Consider the following 16,240-nt stretch of genomic DNA (forward strand, 5'->3'; position numbering starts at 1 on the left):
CAATGTAGTTAACCCAAACCTAGTCTAGGGAAGATAGTTCCATTGTATGTTTTGTAATTCTCTGTTAGTCTAACTAAGCGAGAGGAATTATCTGTTGTTTGCTAAGTTTGGCTAAGGAGGAATAAAGGTAATATGGTTCGGTCTGTTAAAAAGCTCAGTAAAGCGGGAGTTTTTATAACTCGGAGCGCTTATTTGAGCATATTTGTACTAATATTAATTTGTTCATCCATAAAACCTGTTTATGCAACCGCACCTTATGATAACCTCAGTGTTTTGGAGAACAAACCGCTTTCTTTCCAAGATGAAGCCAATTTACAACTACAACTGGAAGCCACAGCAATAACTCAGGCGCAATCAATCCAAGAATCCATTGATGTATTGAAAGGCGCTATTGATCAGGATAACTTAACGATAGAGCAACACAAAAAAACCATAGCAGATTTAGAAGCGGAGCAACAAAGGTTAGCTGATGAGCAGAAAAAAGACACAGAAACTCTGGGGAGCTACGTCAAAGATCTGTACACTGACGGGGACACTCCCGTTTTAACGTATGTGAGTTGGTTGGTTAGTTCGACAAGCGTAGGTGACTTGATAAATAGATATAACTATGTTGATACAATTCTTAGCTACTATAGAGATCTTAGAGCCAAGATAGCCGCGAATTCTGATTCAATCAACACAAAACACAGCTTGGAACAAGCTGAAACTACAAAACTAACGGATGAAGTAACGTCTAAGCAACAACTTTTAGACGGTCTCAGTGTAGCACTAGCAAAGCAGAATGAGTTCTTAAAATTAATGACTAACGATTCATCTCAGACCATGCAGACGCAGAGCCGAGGTCAGCAAACCATGAGTGAGTCTGAGCGCCTAATTGCCGCCGAACAAATGCAAGCTCAACTAGCTAATCAAGCAAAGTATCAGCAAATACTGGCCTCACAGCTAGCTTCCGATAGTTCGCAAGGAACATTGAACATGCCTGTTAAAATGGATGGACAAGTAGGGCAGTTACTATCCTTTGCATCTACGTTTCTCGGGGTACCCTATACTTGGGGCGGAACTTACCCGCAATTTGATTGTTCGAGCTATGTACAGTATGTCTACGGACACTTTGGGATCAAGCTTAATAGGGTAACTTGGGATCAATATAATGAAGGACAAAGTGTGTCGAGAGATAACTTACAGGCTGGAGATTTAGTTTTCTTTTCGACATATCAGGCGGGTCCCTCTCACGTTGGTATTTATGTCGGTAATGGGATAATGATTAACTCGTCAAATAGTGGTGTTTCCTACGCTAGCATTAATAGTCAATATTGGTCTAGTAGGTATTATGGTGCAAGACGCGTGATCGCACAATAATCAATGACACCCGACCGAAAAAGGGAGGCATCACCAAGTGATTGCCTCCTTTGATTTATTCGTTTAAAGTTGGGTGCTCTCTATCATCCTTCGACCATTCTAAGAATAGTTGGTTTTTGCTGCAATCCTTTCAATCGCTCTACTTCTTAACCATTTATCAAGATAGCCTTTTACACTTTATTTTTCTACCGCTTCCTTATTTACATCAAAATCTAATTTTACGATTTCTACACCGTCTACATTTTTTGGAACATCATTGAGTACAAAGCCTAACATCAAGTACCTTTGACTAAATAGTATATGGAATCCACCTTTTCTCCTTGCCGTAATATATGCATTTTTTTAAATTCGCAGTAAACAACACCAGGCATTTTAAGCAGATCCATACGGGCTCTCCTTACTAAATAATTTCTTCGCATAACATGAGTTTTAAGAGCCAACGCATCATAAATAGGTCCCTTTATTAGGGAAGCTTAAAAAGGATAGTAAAATCAAATTCAGTATGTCGCATAGCAAAAGCCGCTGAGCCTATAACTCCAGCGGCTTTGCTATGCGACATACTCTTGTCAAGCGCCTCAGCATTTTAAACACGAGATTGAACTTTAGTAGTAAGTTCCTCTAAGGACTGTCCTTTTGTCTCTTCTCCCAAAATAAGAACATTGAACACGACAGCCACTAAAACGAGAGCGAAGAGGATAAAAACTGATTGTGTTCCCATCTGATATTTCCCGATCATCTTCCCAACTGCGATGGGTGCCAAAATGCCTCCGATGCGCCCGAAACCTGCCGCCCAACCTGAACCCGTTGCCCGCGTACGAGTCGGATAAAGTTCAGGGGTGTAGGTGTAAAGGATCCCCCAAGCCCCTAGGTTAAAGAATGACATCAATGATCCCATGCTAAGAATGACGACCGCTGTGTTTCCTTGACCAAAGAAGTAAGCGGTAACCGCCGTTCCTAAGACATATAATGCAAGGGTCGGCTTTCGTCCAATCCGATCGACGAAATAAGCAGCACTGAAGTAACCAGGAATCTGGGCGAGCGTCATAATAATGACATAACTAAAACTCTTTGTTAGGGAGAAGCCTTTGAGAGCTAAAAGTGAAGGAAGCCAGGTAAAAATCCCATAATACGAAAAGACGATCCCAAACCATAAAAGCCAGAGGAAAACAGTTCGACGTAAAAGAGGACGTGAAAATAGCTCACTGAACTTCGCATTATCAGCTTGGACTACCGGCGTTACGTGATTCTTTTGCATTGTTTTATTTACACGCACATTTGCTACAATTCCACTTTCCCGTTCAATTTTTGCTACGATGGCTTCCGCTTCCTCTACGCGCCCTTTACTTTCAAGATAGCGCGGGGACTCTGGGATCATCCGCCATAAAAACAAGATATAAAGAGCTGGCAAAAAACCAATAAAAAACGCGAGTGGCCAACCAAACTTGGGAATAATCATGTATGAAATAATAGCTGCGAGCAACCAACCGAAGGCCCAGAAACTCTCAAGCAAGACCAGAAATTTCCCCCGATGTTTGACTGGTGAAAATTCACTAACCAGGGTAACGACAACAGGAAGTTGTCCACCCAAACCAAACCCCACTATAAAGCGAAAAAATAGCAGAGACGTAAGATTCCAAGAAAGTCCGCATAATCCAGTTGCTATACTATAAGTCAGTAGTGTAAATGCAAAAACCTTTCTACGGCCAATTCTGTCCGCAATCGTTCCGGCAATAATGGCCCCAATCGCCATGCCGAGTAGACCTATGCTCCCGATATTCCCCACTTGTTCTGGGCTTAAATGCCACTCTTTCATCAACACTGGCAGGACAAAAGACACAATACCAGTATCCATGGAATCAAACATCCAGCCTAAACCTGCCGTGAAAAGTAGAACGTAATGAAATTTTGAAACAGGCATTTGCTCCAATCGTTCACTAATCTTCATAACTTGCTCCTTTTCTATTTCTCTCTCTTTCTCAATAATTACAGGAACCTTTAGTCCAAATCCTTGCTTGTCTATCTTGTTTTACCATGATGACTATACATGTGTCAAGACACCAGTTTGACAATCTCTTAAAGTTCGTATTAAAATCATCTCAAAGTAGGTGATCGTCAATGACACAAAAAGAAGGACAATCCGGTCGGGAACGCCGGGAATACTTATTAAACATCTTAAAGAACCGCAAAGAACCAGTCAAAGCCGCCTCCTTAGCCAAACTCACAGGAGTGAGTCGTCAGGTTATTGTTCAAGATATGGCCCTTCTCAGAGCATCTGAGCAACCGGTCATCGCCACTCCGCAAGGATATCTCTATTTCACGGATATTCGTGCCAAAGGTATGCAGAGAATCATCTACAGTCGCCATGCTCCAGCAGACACAGAAAAGGAACTAAATATCTTGGTAGATCATGGGGTTAGTGTGCTCGACGTCGGGGTTGAACATTCGGTTTATGGCAAAATTTTTCGACCCCTTAAACTCAAAAGCCGTCTTGATGTCAAAAAGTTCATAGCTCAAATGGCAGAAAATGATGCTCATTTACTGTCCTCTCTAACTGGTGGCCTCCATCTTCATACGATAGAGGCCGCAACTGAAGAGGTATTAAACGAAGTTTGTGATGCTCTTACCCATGAAGGATTTTTGCTTGATCCAAAGACGATTTAATAGAAACAAGGCTGGAAGCAATATTACTTCCAGCCTTGTTTCTATTAAATCCGCCTCTATTTCCGTCGTTTAAGCAGTTCCCTACCAACTTCTTCAATCCCAACTCCGCGCTCTTCAAGCATCACTAAGACATGATAAAACAAATCAGATACTTCACATCTCAGTTCATCAGGATCGGCATTCTTGGCAGCGATAATCACTTCAGCACTTTCTTCGCCGACCTTTTTGAGGATCTTATCAATCCCCTTTTCGAATAGATAGGTCGTATAAGCTCCTTCCGGTCGTTCAAGATTCCGGGAATGAATCACCTCGGTCAACAGCTCTAAAGTTCTTCCCAGGGCCGGTTCAGTCCTTACTTCGGGTTCCCCAATGGCCTCAAACCCTTGGTTCGTCAAATCATAATGAAAACAAGAGAAATAGTTTTCATGGCAAGCCATCCCTGTCTGTTTCACCGTCAACAGAAGTGCATCTTGATCACAATCAAACTTGATGTCAACGATCTCTTGGAAATGGCCAGAGGTTTCTCCTTTTAGCCACAGAGATTGCCGACTCCGGCTGAAATAACAAGCCTTACGCTCGCGCAAAGTCCTACGCAAAGATTCTTCGTTCATATAGGCCAGCATTAAGACCTCTTTAGTCTCCACATCCTGAACAATTGCGGGAACCAAACCTTGAGCATCCCAACGTATTCCTTTTAAGTCTACAGTTTCTATCATAGTTGCATCCATACGTATCTCTACCTTCCTGTCCATCATCTATCGCTAGCGCTATGTCATACAAGTCTCCGAACTAAAATCCCCCGCTCTGCTAGATAGCGTTTAGCTTCCTCTATGCTATATTCTTTGTAGTGAAAGATTGACGCCGCTAAAACGGCGTCCGCTTCACCAAGGGTTAGGCCTTCAGCCAAATGTTCTAAAGTGCCTACCCCACCGCTCGCTATAACAGGCAGTGATACAGCGCGGCTCACAGCCCTGGTCAGGTCTAGTTCATAGCCCACCTTAGTTCCATCTCTGTCCATGGAAGTTAGAAGGATCTCTCCTGCACCTAACTCTTCCGCCTCCGCGGCCCACTCTAAGACATCTTTCCCCGTCGCCGTTCTTCCTCCGTGAATATACACTTCCCATTTACCCGGCGACGTGCTTCGGGCATCGATAGCGACCACTATGCACTGGCTTCCGAAGGCATGTGCCCCTTCTTGAATAAGTCGTGGGTTCTGAACAGCCGAAGTGTTGAGCGAAACCTTGTCCGCTCCTGCCCTAAGCATTCTTCGAATATCCTCGATAGTCCGCAGCCCGCCCCCGATCGTAAAAGGGATAAAGACCTGTTCAGCCGTTCGTCGGACTACTTCAACCATAGTATCTCGCTTATCTGATGACGCGGTTATATCCAGGAAAATCAACTCATCAGCACCCTCTTTATCATAAAGAGCTGCCAATTCCACCGGATCCCCTGCATCACGCAACTGCACAAAATTGGTCCCCTTGACCACACGCCCATCGTGAACGTCTAAACAGGGAATGATCCGCTTACTTAACATGTCATTCCGCTCCTTTATCCTAACTAAGAACTGTACCAATGCTAAATAGGTTACCGCCTACCAAACGTTCTCTTTCGTTCAACATCTAACGAGCGGCCTCTAACGCTTCCTTTAAGGTAAAAGCTCCACTATAAAGTGCTTTTCCCGTAATGGCCCCTTCTATCGAAACTCCCTTTAAGACTTCAACTTGCAAGTTACGAAGATCAGCTAAGGTGGAGATCCCGCCAGAAGCGATTACAGCCAGGCCCGTTTCCTGAGCCATCTGAACTGTGCTCTCAATGTTCGGTCCCTGGAGCATTCCATCTCTTGCAATATCTGTAAAGACCACGCTCTGGATTCCCACAGCTTTCATGGCCTTGCCTAGGTCAATGGCACGCATTTCAGTCGTTTCTGCCCATCCTTGAACTGCGACTAAGCCTTCCTTAGCATCAATGCCCACAATGACTTTTTTACCATACCGTCGCGCTGCTTCAGCGACTAATGCTGGGTTTTTGACGGCGATTGTTCCAAGAATTACCCTCTCGACCCCTAGCTCTAATAGTTCCGTAATTCGTTCCATCGTCCGAATTCCCCCGCCTACCTGAATCTTTAGGGAAACACTTCCTACAATATTACGGATTGTTTCATCATTCACAGGTTTTCCGGAAAACGCGCCGTTCAGATCAACGATATGTAAGTACTCCGCACCTTGTTTTTCAAAGTCCTTCGCCACTTCAACAGGGTTCTCGGCATAAATCGTAGAATCCTCCATCCGCCCCTGTAACAGACGTACCGCTTTCCCTTCTTTTAAGTCAATTGCTGGAAAGAGCAGCATCATCATTCACCCACTTTCCGAAATTCGTCAGAAGTTGCAACCCCCATGGACTTGATTTTTCAGGGTGAAATTGAGCCCCCCAGATATTGTTCTTACCTACAACTGCCGGAAAAACAACCCCATAATCACTCGTCCCTATAATATCACGTTTTTCGCTAGGCACTGCATAATACGAATGGACGAAATAAAAATAAGATTCGTTGGGAATCCCTTCTAATAAACGAGATGGTTGTTCTAGATTCAAGCTGTTCCAGCCCATATGCGGAACCTTTCCGCCAGGCGGAAATTTGACAACTCGACCGGCTAATAGTCCTAACCCTGCATGCTCACCATGTTCTTCTCCCACTTCAAAAAGCACTTGCATTCCCAAGCAGATCCCAAGAAAAGGACGACCTGAACGAGCAAATTGGATGATCGGCTCGATCCATCCTCCACTGTTTAAAGCTTCCATCGCATCAGCAAAGGCACCAACACCCGGAAGAATCAGCCCATCCACTCCATCCAGGTCCTTCGGTGACGTCATAATTGAAGCAGCAAAGCCGACCTTTTCCAACGCCTTTTCGACGCTTCTTAAATTCCCACGTCCATAATCAACAATACCTATCACTCTGATTCCTCCCGGAATGTTCAATCGCATTATTTATCCAAAACTAATTTGCTGCAAGAATCTTCTCTTTAAACCCTTAGCTCAAAACTACAACACTACACCTCGAATTAATCTACAAAACTCCTTTAGTGGAGAGAATACCGCTATATCGAGTGTTCGTGCGTAGGGCCAAACCCAAACCTCTCCCAACCCCTTTGAAAGCAGCTTCCAGAATATGATGACGATTCTTACCTGAGAGCTGTCTGACATGCAAGGTGAGTCCGCTTTGTACTGCCAACGCCCGAAAGAATTCCTCCGCCATCTCAACTGGAAACTCGCCGACCATGCCGTCTGGGCAATTTACATCCCAAATGAGATAGGCACGATTAGAGAGATCTAAAGCCACCTGAACTAGGGCTTCATCCATAGGAAGAAGGGCCTCCCCGAGTCGTTCGATCCCCATCTTATCGCCACAAGCTTCCCTAAGAGCTTGCCCCAAGACAATACCACAATCCTCGATCGTATGGTGAGCATCCACCTCTAAATCACCACTAGCCCGAAGAATCAGATCGAAATAAGCAAAACGAGCAAATGCCGTCAGCATATGATCAAAGAAACCAATTCCTGTCTCCACTTGGGATTCTCCCGACCCATCAAGGTTCAGGCGGACGCTGATTTCCGTTTCTTTAGTTTTGCGTTCGATATAAGCTTCACGCATGATTTTCTCCTCTCGAACCTGCACTAATCTCTCGAATTGCTCGCATAAACCCTTCATTTTCCTCAGGAAGCCCCGCACTGATACGCAGGCATTTCCCCAGAGTTGGGAGGTCACCCATATTGCGAACCAGGAACCCCCGTTTTAACAACTCAGCTGCCCAGCTGTCCGAGTTCGTGGGTTTAAAGAGAATAAAGTTCGCTCGGGTCGGATAAACCAAGACATCTGGAACGGTCGCTAATTCTTCTTGCAATTTTTGCGTTTCTGCCTTGATCTGTTGAATTTGCAGTTGGTACTCATCTAAGTAATCGAGGGCTAATATCCCCGCTTTTTGACTTAGAGAATTAACATTAAATGGTTGACGCACCCGATTGATTAACGAAATAGTCTCTAGTTGCCCGAGCAAATACCCCAAGCGGAGACCTGCCATTCCAAAGGCCTTAGAAAAGGTCCGCAGAATGATCAAGTTGGGATACCTCTCAATTTCAGGAATGAGCGTCTCCTCCGAAAACTCGGCATACGCCTCATCCACCACGACGATTTTGCCGCTTTCTCGAACCAGCCTTAGAATTTCTTCTCGGGGGAATAGTGAACCGGTGGGGTTATTGGGATTACAAACAATCATCACATGAGCCTCTGGAGCTTGTGCTGCCTTTAACATCTTCTCCATGTCTAAATCTAAACCGTTCGAGAGCGGAACTTGTACGACCGTTGTATCTGTTAGGCGAGCGGCGATCTGATACATGACGAACGTTGGAGTATGGATAATCAACGATTTTCCCAAACCGCCGAACGTGAGTAAGACCAGCTGGATCAGTTCATCCGATCCATTGCCTATCAAAATTCCTTCTGGAGATGTTTTCGTATAAGTAGCAATAGCCTTCTTAAGATCCTTGCCCATCCCATCTGGATATCGATTAAACGCCAGTTCCTCAGAAAACAGCGCTTCATACATTCCCTTTGGCCAAGGAAAAGGATTTTCATTGGCATCCAGTTTAACACACTGGGGTACAACCTTCGCCTCATAAGGAGCGAGCTTACGAACTTCAGGTCGAACGAACCTCTCAGGATTATTTGACATTCTTTCCATCGTTCCCTGGTTTCTATGTCGTACGATTAAACCAGGTTTTCACATCCTTTCACATTTACAACTAATCGGAATTGCTCTTATCCTAATTCACCTGACGTTTATCATTCTTTATATAATCACTCATTCTATATAAGATCACCTGCTGTTATAAATGTAATCCGATCAACTAATTGATAACGACTACTTAAACCGAACTTCTACAGCCCTCGCATGAGCTTCCAGCCCTTCACTACGGGCAAGTAAAGCGATCTGCTTGGCATCTCGTTTTAGAGCTGCTTCCGAATACCCGATTACACTAACTTTTTTCATGAACGTATCGACATTAAGCGGTGAATAAAACCGCGCCGTCCCACCGGTTGGCAAAACGTGATTCGGCCCAGCAAAGTAATCCCCGACTGGTTCGGGTGAATACCGTCCCAGAAAAACCGCACCAACATTTCGAACTTTTCCTAACCAAGAGTAGGGATCCTGAACAACCAGCTCGAAATGTTCTGGAGCAATTTTGTTCGCCAAGTCCATCCCTTCCTGGAGATCCGCCACCAAAATCGCCGCACCATACGTTTCCCAGGAAGCTCTGGCAATTTCGGCACGGGGTAATTCTTCGAGCTGCCGCTCCACTTCAGAGATAGTCTCTTCAAGAAGTCGACGAGAGGGAGAGACTAAAATAGCCGAAGCCAAACGATCATGCTCAGCTTGAGAAAGCAAATCCGCAGCTAATTCTTCTGGACTTCCACTCTCATCTACTAAGATCAAGATCTCACTTGGCCCAGCAAGCATATCTATATCCACCGTTCCAAAAACCTGTTTTTTGGCTAAAGTCACATAAATATTCCCTGGTCCGGTGATTTTGTCCACGGGGGAAATCATCTCCGTCCCATAGGCCAACGCAGCTATTGCCTGAGCCCCTCCAACCTTGTACACTTCGGTCACACCTGCCTCGGCTGCCGCCACCAAAACCTCTGGAAGAAGCGTGCCGTCCGCCCTCGGCGGGCTGACCATCACAATTTCGTCAACCCCTGCCACAACCGCGGGTAAAGCGTTCATCAAAACAGACGATGGATAGGAAGCCGTTCCTCCAGGAACATAAATTCCCACACGTTTGAGCGGAAGTAAGAGTTGCCCAAGCATACTCCCGTCCAAATTAGGTTCCAACCAAGAAGTTCGCTTCTGCTTCTCGTGAAAGCTGAAAATATTTCTTTTAGCAGTCCGTAAAGCCTCCAAGAAATCCTCACCCACGTCTCGATAGGCTCCTTGAATTTCTTCCTCGGTGACCCTCAATCCGCTCTGACGCAGGTTAACATGATCAAATTCCTCGGTCATCTGAAAGATCCCCTCATCCCCATCCTCCTGGATCCGTTTGAGAATCTCAGCAACACGCCGCTCTAATGTTTCATCGTCTCCATACGATTTCCGTGTGAGGCGATTTAAATCAATCGTCTTTAAGTCCTCTACCTTCACGACATTCTCCCCTCGCTCTGCTCTTAAATAAGTCTCTGGTCAGCCCTTATCAAACTTTTGAATTATAATCTTTAAAACAACGACGATACCCCATAAAACTACGCTCTAAATCTTAGATTTTAAACAGATAAATTCTCTTTAAATTCTTCCCTCAAACTCTCGACTAAATCCCGAATTCGCTCATATTTCATGCGGTAGGCCACACGGTTAGCGATCAAGCGCGTGGTCGCTTCCAAAATCGGCGCGACCTCAACTAAATGATTTTCCCTGAGTGTTTTTCCAGTGGAAACAATATCGACAATCATTTCTGCCAGATCGACGCACGGAGCAAGCTCCATATTACCGTGAAGTTTAATTGGATTTACCTGCATGCCTAACCCGCTGAAAAAGGTTTCCGTTACACGAGGAAACTTCGTGGCTACCCGTTGATGGTTCAATCCGTTTAAATCATACTCTCCACTCGGTAGCTTGGGAGGTACACTCGCTTCAGGCATAGCAACCACAAAGCGACAATAGCCGAATTTGAGATCGAGTAATTCGGCCACATCCTTATTTTCTTCCAGCAAGGTGTCCTTACCAACAAACCCAAGATCTGCTGCTCCATACTCAACGTACGTCGGGATATCCGTAGGACGGCATATAATCAGTTTAACCTTACTATCTGGAAGATCGAAGAAGAGCTTTCTCGAATCTTCATCCACATGACTACATTCAATTCCAATACGGCTCAACAATTGGATAGAGTCAATCAACAACTTTCCTTTGGGCAACGCAATCGTTAAAAAATCCCGTTCCATGAGGCATCCCCTTTCTATATCCCATAAAACTAAAGCTTATAATAAATTAGTTGCTTCAGTTATTCTATCGCTTTACTTAGTTAAAGTGCTAATATATTAGTATTATAACAACGTACGTCTGCCCTGGCAACCCCTATTTTTAATTAATCATCAATCACTATGATTCTACGCCCATCTCCCACTGGAATCGGTCATCTTTCTTTAGCACTACTGGAATCAACAATTGCAAGTCTAAAAATTAAAAACCTATCCTTCCTGATTGGGACGGACAGGCTCTCCAGATAAGTACATTAATTTTACCATACATTTAGCCAATACAAAAAAGAGACAGGCCCAATAATTCGGCTTGTCTCTTCTCGTTATGTACTTTGATCAAAAATCCAAGTTATCATCCGACAACTTTAAACTTTCAAAATCCTGTATCAACCCAACTAGATCAGCATTCGATATATACTTATTTCCATTTTCAGTAGTCTTATTAAAGTCGATGGTTCTTAGTACCCCTAGGCAACCCCGATTAATATCGTCAATCTCCGCAAAGGCCTTCATTAGGTATGATCCCAAGTCTTCCTCTTCTTGTTTGACTCTATCCCAGCGGGCCATTTTAGGTACAAAGAATCGATAAAACTCTCTCTTTTCTAATTCCTCTTCTATTTGACTCTGAGATAAACCCTTGGTCGTGAGCTTATTACGCCTAGCCTCACGTTCGAGCTTAAACCTGTCATTTAAACGCTTTAAATAAAGAATTGAAATAACATATTCCTTAAATTCCGCAGCTTCCCTGTTACCACGCAAAGAATCACAGGTTTCATCAAGGAAACTCTCAAGCTGAGCTAGGGATAGTTTTTCACTCATTGTTCATTCTCCTTAATTTCACATAGATTGTTCCCTGTTTACTTCGTCGAAGGTTGCCCCAATTCCTTCCAAGAATCAATCTCCCATTTCAATTCCAAGAGTGCGTGCTGCTAACAGTAAGGGATCTGTTAAAGGCACTTGTTTAAGCTTATCGACCGCTTCATGTATGGGTACCCGCACTATATCCCTACCCCGAAGAGCTACCATAACTCCAAATTCCTCCTCAAGTGCAGCATCCACCGCAGCTGTACCATAACGAGTAGAAAGCACCCGATCGTACGCATTAGGGGAACCTCCACGTTGAAGATGTCCGAGCACCGTCACTCGTGTTTCCATGCCATAGTGTTCTTCAAGATCGTTAGCTAATTTAGTACCAATACCTCCTAATTTGAGGGGGTCGCATCGCTCAGAAACCACACGTTCAACCACCATCTCGCCACCCAAAGGCTTAGCGCCTTCAGCTACAACAATAATACTAAATTTCTTTCCTTGCTTTGCCCGTTGCTGGATAGATAAAGCGACCCGATTTATATTATAAGATATTTCCGGAATCAAGATAGCATCTGCACCACCAGCGACACCTGCATACAAAGCTATCCATCCGGCATAGCGCCCCATTACCTCTAGAATCATGACCCTATGATGGGATTCTGCGGTTGTATGTAAACGATCCAAGGCTTCCTGAGCTGTATCTACCGCTGTTTGAAAACCGAAGGTTTGATCAGTAGCCATCAAATCATTATCGATCGTTTTCGGAATTCCGATTACAGAAAGCCCCTTGTTCACGAACTCAAGGGCGATTTTCAAACTCCCGTCCCCGCCAATTGCTAACAAGGCATCCACACCGCGCTCTTTTAAATTTCGTATAACATCATCAGAACGGTCGATTGTTTGAGTGACTCCATTGAGTTTCGTCACATAAGCAAACGGATTATCACGATTCGTTGTTCCCAGAATCGTCCCACCCCGAGGTAAAATACCCGAAACATCCCTCAAACCAAGAGACAAGAAATCCCCTTCTACCGCACCACGAAAACCATCTCGAATTCCGAGCACCTCAATACCATATTGGTGCGCACTTTTTGCAACCGCTCGAATCACCGCATTAAGCCCAGGGCAATCCCCACCACCCGTAAGAACCGCAAGTTTACGCATTTTTCCACTCCTTTTCTCGTATTAGTAGAAAATGAAAACCTTATATCTATTCCATTAAATTACTTTATCAACCTCCACTCTAGAGAAATCTTCAATTATCTAACGTTCCTAGAATCGCTCACCTAGATCGTCTATCCAATGCTAACATAGGAAGTTTCGAATATAAAACATGTTCAAAGCGCCGAAAGACAAAGACATCTCCAAACGTGGCAGGAAGCAACAGAACCGTCCACGCTTCCTCGTCGTTTTGGCCCTTCCCACATGTGTTCTCCAGCGCTTTTCCAAGCGACTTTGCGTTATAAACGCAAATATCGTCATATCCCCTCGTCTTAATCCCCGTCTACCCGACATAATCACACTGACCAATATTCTTCCGCGATGCTATTTTCTGGGCTTCATCGTTTCCGATTGTTCCTAAGGCCATTTCAACCCGTTTTCCCTCAGCCCTTAAGGCCTGACAGCGGCGAATGATCTGCTCATCATTAGAACCATAGACCAAGACATCAGCCCCCTTCACGGCTGGAAGTGGGAAAAGTTCTAAAAGATTTCCAAGGTGTATTGCGAACCCGGTTGCCGGCTGCGGAACGCCAAAATCGGCGTATAATGCATCATAGCGCCCTCCCTCGACCACTGGGAAACCCATTCCATGAACATACCCTTCAAAAACCGCCCCAGTATAATAGGAAAAACCACGCAGAATTCCTAAATCAAGAGACACATTCTCTTGAACTCCAAACTCTTTCAAATGCCCATAAATCCGTCTTAAACGTTCGACTGCTTCCCGAATAGCAGGTCTCTCACTCCACTCGAGAACTTCGTCTAGGATTTCTTCTCCTCCGTGAAAATGGGGTAAACGAAGCAATAGCTCCTGAACTCGTTCATTTAACCCGCTTTGCCTTACCCAACTTTCCACACCAACCATGTCTTTACGAGCCAACGCATCTTCCAGCTCGGCTCGTATCCCCTCATCGACCCCTGCTTCCAGCATGAGTCCCGAAAAGATCCCCATATGACCGAGATTAAATTGATAGTTTTTCAAACCCAAACCTGCAATCGCCTCTACAGCGAGAGCGATCACCTCTGCATCAGCTAGTTCTTGGTCGGAACCGACGAGTTCTACGCCGACTTGGCGAAACTCCCGATGTCTAACTGAGGTATTTCGATAGACATCAGCACCATAGCATAGACGTATTGGAAAATCTCCGCCTCGCATTCGGGTGCTGACAAGTCTCGCGATCGGGATGGTCAGCTCTGGGCGCAACGCTAAAATACGCCCTTCACGGTCAAAGAACTTATATAACGAATCCACTTGCTCAACATCAGGTTGGACACAGGCAGTAAATTCAAGGGTAGGAGTCAACACCTTCTGATAAGACCACTGCCGAAAAAGCGTAAGAATTTCTTCTTCTAAACGTTCTTGCACAGCGATTTCCTCAGGTAGTAAATCACGCATGCCCTCAGGAATACGTTGTCCTAAATTCGTTCTTAGCACAATAATTACCTTCTCTCTTGTCAGTTTTCTTCAATTCTTTGTTCTTGTAAACGTCGTAAAATTAATTGATATCCGTCGGCTCCAAAATTCAAACAACGCTTCACACGGCTAATCGTAGCTGTACTTACTCCTGTTACTTCCCCAATCGCCGTATAAGTCTCATTCCTTTGGAGCATCTTGGCAACTTCTAGCCGCTGGGCCAAAGCCTTTATTTCTGCGACCGTTGCTATATCTTCAAAGAACCGATAACACTCTTCTTTGCTTTTAAGCAATAAAACGGCTTCGCATAAGGCATCCGTTAACGGATTCTGTAGACGCTCATCGCTAGACATGGGATTACCCTCCTCTGACAGCATTGCTTTCTTCCTTTAATCTATTAAAGGACAGCTCCATTGTCAAGCTTTTTCAATGTATAATTTTCCTCTTGCAAAACTCTAACTCCCTGTGCTAGAATACAAATATCGATTAGCAATTGGCTTAACACATTTAAAACTTTATAGAACTCTTATTCAGAGAGGTGGAGGGACTGGCCCGATGAAACCCGGCAACCGGCATTAAGCACGGTGCTAAATCCTGCAGAGAAAAATCTGAGAGATAAGAGGAAAACCGAATGGTCACTCCGCGGGTTTTCTTCGCGGAGTTTTTTGTTGTGTTTAGAACGTTGCGACCTAAGACAAAGGAGGACCGTCCTTGATCCAGATTAAACAACTCATGAAAACTTACTCATCCCGTGCAGGAACGGTTATCGCCCTTGACAATGTTTCCCTACACATACCACAAGGTGCCATCTACGGCATTATTGGACTAAGTGGTGCCGGAAAGAGTACACTTGTGCGCTGCTTGAACCTACTTGAAAAACCCACGAGCGGTCAAATCGTCGTTGCTGGCCAAGACCTGACTAAACTTTCCGGTAAGTCACTCCGTCAAGCTCGTCAGAATATTGGGATGATATTCCAACACTTTTATCTCCTTCAATCAAGGACTGTAGCAGAAAATATTGCCTTTCCTTTGGAAATAGCCAAACTACCCAAGAAGGAAATCACAGCGCGTGTCGAGGAATTACTCCGCCTTGTCGGCCTCGAAGAGAAAGCTACTGCTTATCCTGCTCAATTAAGTGGTGGACAGAAACAGCGGGTGGGCATTGCCCGGGCGCTTGCCACAAAGCCTAAAGTCCTCTTGTGCGATGAAGCGACATCTGCTCTTGACCCACAGACCACCCTTTCTATTCTAAACCTTCTTCGCGATATTAACCAAAAGCTAAGCTTGACCATTGTTATGATCACTCATGAAATGAAAGTGGTCAAAGAAATATGTAGTGACGTTGCAGTAATTCATGCAGCTCAAATCGTTGAATACGGCCCGGTCGAGTCTGTCTTCATACAACCTCAGTCTGATATCGCTCGAGAATTTATTGCAACCGTTTTCCCAAATGAACTTCCGGCAGACCTTCTAAGAGACTTTTCAACCCACCAAGACTCTGAAATCATCCGGATTCAATTCCTCGGGTCACGAGCCTCAGATCCGATTATCACCGATTTACTGCGAACCTGCGACGTAAGAGCGAATATTCTTTATGGAAGTATTGACCATTTGAGATCCACACTTTTTGGCACCCTAACCTTAGAACTACAAGGAAACCCCGAACAGCTTGGACAAGCACATCAATACTTAGCATCTCGCGAATTAAAAGTGGAGGTGATCCAACGTGCCCTTTGATCCAG

Annotated in this window: 16 protein-coding genes and 1 riboswitch; of the genes, 3 read left to right on the top strand and 13 right to left on the bottom strand. The window is 44.7% G+C overall.

Features of this window, described 5'->3' with window-relative positions:
- Positions 1 to 132 precede the first annotated feature (132 nt).
- Positions 133 to 1,359 carry an NlpC/P60 family protein gene (locus E4K68_RS05765; RefSeq protein ID WP_135378002.1) on the top strand — a complete coding sequence of 409 codons (1,227 nt, stop codon included), beginning with the start codon at positions 133 to 135 and terminating at the stop codon, positions 1,357 to 1,359.
- A 583-nt stretch (positions 1,360 to 1,942) separates the two neighbouring features.
- Here the strand turns inward: E4K68_RS05765 and E4K68_RS05770 are convergent.
- Positions 1,943 to 3,304, bottom strand: coding sequence for an MFS transporter (locus tag E4K68_RS05770; RefSeq protein ID WP_135378003.1), 1,362 nt, complete (start codon positions 3,302 to 3,304; stop codon positions 1,943 to 1,945).
- A 170-nt stretch (positions 3,305 to 3,474) separates the two neighbouring features.
- On the opposite strand from E4K68_RS05770, the gene E4K68_RS05775 reads away from it, so the two are divergent.
- A complete protein-coding gene (locus E4K68_RS05775) occupies positions 3,475 to 4,020 on the top strand; it encodes a transcription repressor NadR (protein WP_135378004.1) in 546 nt (181 codons plus the stop codon).
- Between the two features lie 56 nt (positions 4,021 to 4,076).
- On the opposite strand, the gene hisIE is transcribed toward E4K68_RS05775, so the two are convergent.
- From hisIE to E4K68_RS05835, 12 genes are all read right to left on the bottom strand, one after another.
- Entirely contained in the window at positions 4,077 to 4,748 is a 672-nt protein-coding gene (hisIE, locus tag E4K68_RS05780) for a bifunctional phosphoribosyl-AMP cyclohydrolase/phosphoribosyl-ATP diphosphatase HisIE (protein ID WP_135378005.1), read from the bottom strand.
- 44 nt (positions 4,749 to 4,792) lie between these two features.
- A complete protein-coding gene (gene hisF, locus E4K68_RS05785) occupies positions 4,793 to 5,557 on the bottom strand; it encodes an imidazole glycerol phosphate synthase subunit HisF (protein ID WP_135378006.1) in 765 nt (254 codons plus the stop codon).
- Between the two features lie 85 nt (positions 5,558 to 5,642).
- Positions 5,643 to 6,371: a 1-(5-phosphoribosyl)-5-[(5-phosphoribosylamino)methylideneamino]imidazole-4-carboxamide isomerase gene (gene hisA, locus E4K68_RS05790; RefSeq protein WP_135378132.1), complete on the bottom strand. Its 729-nt coding sequence runs from the start codon at positions 6,369 to 6,371 to the stop codon at positions 5,643 to 5,645.
- Positions 6,349 to 6,978 carry an imidazole glycerol phosphate synthase subunit HisH gene (gene hisH / locus E4K68_RS05795; RefSeq protein ID WP_135378007.1) on the bottom strand — a complete coding sequence of 210 codons (630 nt, stop codon included), beginning with the start codon at positions 6,976 to 6,978 and terminating at the stop codon, positions 6,349 to 6,351. The genes hisA and hisH overlap by 23 nt, the downstream gene beginning before the upstream one ends.
- Before the next feature lie 112 nt (positions 6,979 to 7,090).
- Positions 7,091 to 7,675, bottom strand: a complete 585-nt coding sequence (gene hisB / locus E4K68_RS05800) for an imidazoleglycerol-phosphate dehydratase HisB (RefSeq protein ID WP_135378008.1) — start codon at positions 7,673 to 7,675, stop codon at positions 7,091 to 7,093.
- The gene (hisC, locus tag E4K68_RS05805; RefSeq protein ID WP_135378009.1) at positions 7,668 to 8,762 is read right to left on the bottom strand and encodes a histidinol-phosphate transaminase; all 1,095 of its coding nucleotides are present in this window, start codon (positions 8,760 to 8,762) and stop codon (positions 7,668 to 7,670) included. Before hisC ends, hisB begins: the two co-directional genes overlap by 8 nt.
- A gap of 180 nt (positions 8,763 to 8,942) precedes the next feature.
- Positions 8,943 to 10,220, bottom strand: a complete 1,278-nt coding sequence (hisD, locus tag E4K68_RS05810; RefSeq protein WP_135378010.1) for a histidinol dehydrogenase — start codon at positions 10,218 to 10,220, stop codon at positions 8,943 to 8,945.
- 119 nt (positions 10,221 to 10,339) lie between these two features.
- Positions 10,340 to 11,017 carry an ATP phosphoribosyltransferase gene (gene hisG / locus E4K68_RS05815; protein WP_135378011.1) on the bottom strand — a complete coding sequence of 226 codons (678 nt, stop codon included), beginning with the start codon at positions 11,015 to 11,017 and terminating at the stop codon, positions 10,340 to 10,342.
- A 372-nt stretch (positions 11,018 to 11,389) separates the two neighbouring features.
- Positions 11,390 to 11,872, bottom strand: a complete 483-nt coding sequence (locus E4K68_RS05820; protein ID WP_135378012.1) for a type I restriction-modification system subunit M N-terminal domain-containing protein — start codon at positions 11,870 to 11,872, stop codon at positions 11,390 to 11,392.
- Positions 11,873 to 11,947: 75 nt separating this feature from the next.
- A complete protein-coding gene (locus E4K68_RS05825) occupies positions 11,948 to 13,027 on the bottom strand; it encodes a 6-phosphofructokinase (protein ID WP_135378013.1) in 1,080 nt (359 codons plus the stop codon).
- A 340-nt stretch (positions 13,028 to 13,367) separates the two neighbouring features.
- A complete protein-coding gene (hisZ, locus tag E4K68_RS05830) occupies positions 13,368 to 14,519 on the bottom strand; it encodes an ATP phosphoribosyltransferase regulatory subunit (protein WP_135378014.1) in 1,152 nt (383 codons plus the stop codon).
- Positions 14,520 to 14,539: 20 nt separating this feature from the next.
- Entirely contained in the window at positions 14,540 to 14,851 is a 312-nt protein-coding gene (locus E4K68_RS05835; protein ID WP_135378015.1) for a YerC/YecD family TrpR-related protein, read from the bottom strand.
- Positions 14,852 to 15,021: 170 nt separating this feature from the next.
- Positions 15,022 to 15,120, top strand: a riboswitch (SAM riboswitch).
- 89 nt (positions 15,121 to 15,209) lie between these two features.
- Between E4K68_RS05835 and E4K68_RS05840 the strand changes: the two genes are divergently transcribed.
- Positions 15,210 to 16,235: a methionine ABC transporter ATP-binding protein gene (locus tag E4K68_RS05840; RefSeq protein WP_135378016.1), complete on the top strand. Its 1,026-nt coding sequence runs from the start codon at positions 15,210 to 15,212 to the stop codon at positions 16,233 to 16,235.
- Positions 16,236 to 16,240: the final 5 nt, after the last annotated feature.

Source organism: Desulfosporosinus sp. Sb-LF (assembly GCF_004766055.1).
Lineage (GTDB): Bacteria > Bacillota > Desulfitobacteriia > Desulfitobacteriales > Desulfitobacteriaceae > Desulfosporosinus.

Bases quoted from the DNA above. Each gene is read 5' to 3' on its own strand.
- E4K68_RS05765 (WP_135378002.1), top strand. From the start codon at position 133: ATGGTTCGGTCTGTTAAAAAGCTCAGTAAAGCGGGAGTTTTTATAACT.
- E4K68_RS05770 (WP_135378003.1), bottom strand. From the start codon at position 3,304: ATGAAGATTAGTGAACGATTGGAGCAAATGCCTGTTTCAAAATTTCAT.
- E4K68_RS05775 (WP_135378004.1), top strand. From the start codon at position 3,475: ATGACACAAAAAGAAGGACAATCCGGTCGGGAACGCCGGGAATACTTA.
- hisIE (WP_135378005.1), bottom strand. From the start codon at position 4,748: ATGGATGCAACTATGATAGAAACTGTAGACTTAAAAGGAATACGTTGG.
- hisF (WP_135378006.1), bottom strand. From the start codon at position 5,557: ATGTTAAGTAAGCGGATCATTCCCTGTTTAGACGTTCACGATGGGCGT.
- hisA (WP_135378132.1), bottom strand. From the start codon at position 6,371: ATGCTGCTCTTTCCAGCAATTGACTTAAAAGAAGGGAAAGCGGTACGT.
- hisB (WP_135378008.1), bottom strand. From the start codon at position 7,675: ATGCGTGAAGCTTATATCGAACGCAAAACTAAAGAAACGGAAATCAGC.
- hisC (WP_135378009.1), bottom strand. From the start codon at position 8,762: ATGGAAAGAATGTCAAATAATCCTGAGAGGTTCGTTCGACCTGAAGTT.
- hisG (WP_135378011.1), bottom strand. From the start codon at position 11,017: ATGGAACGGGATTTTTTAACGATTGCGTTGCCCAAAGGAAAGTTGTTG.
- E4K68_RS05820 (WP_135378012.1), bottom strand. From the start codon at position 11,872: ATGAGTGAAAAACTATCCCTAGCTCAGCTTGAGAGTTTCCTTGATGAA.
- E4K68_RS05825 (WP_135378013.1), bottom strand. From the start codon at position 13,027: ATGCGTAAACTTGCGGTTCTTACGGGTGGTGGGGATTGCCCTGGGCTT.
- E4K68_RS05835 (WP_135378015.1), bottom strand. From the start codon at position 14,851: ATGTCTAGCGATGAGCGTCTACAGAATCCGTTAACGGATGCCTTATGC.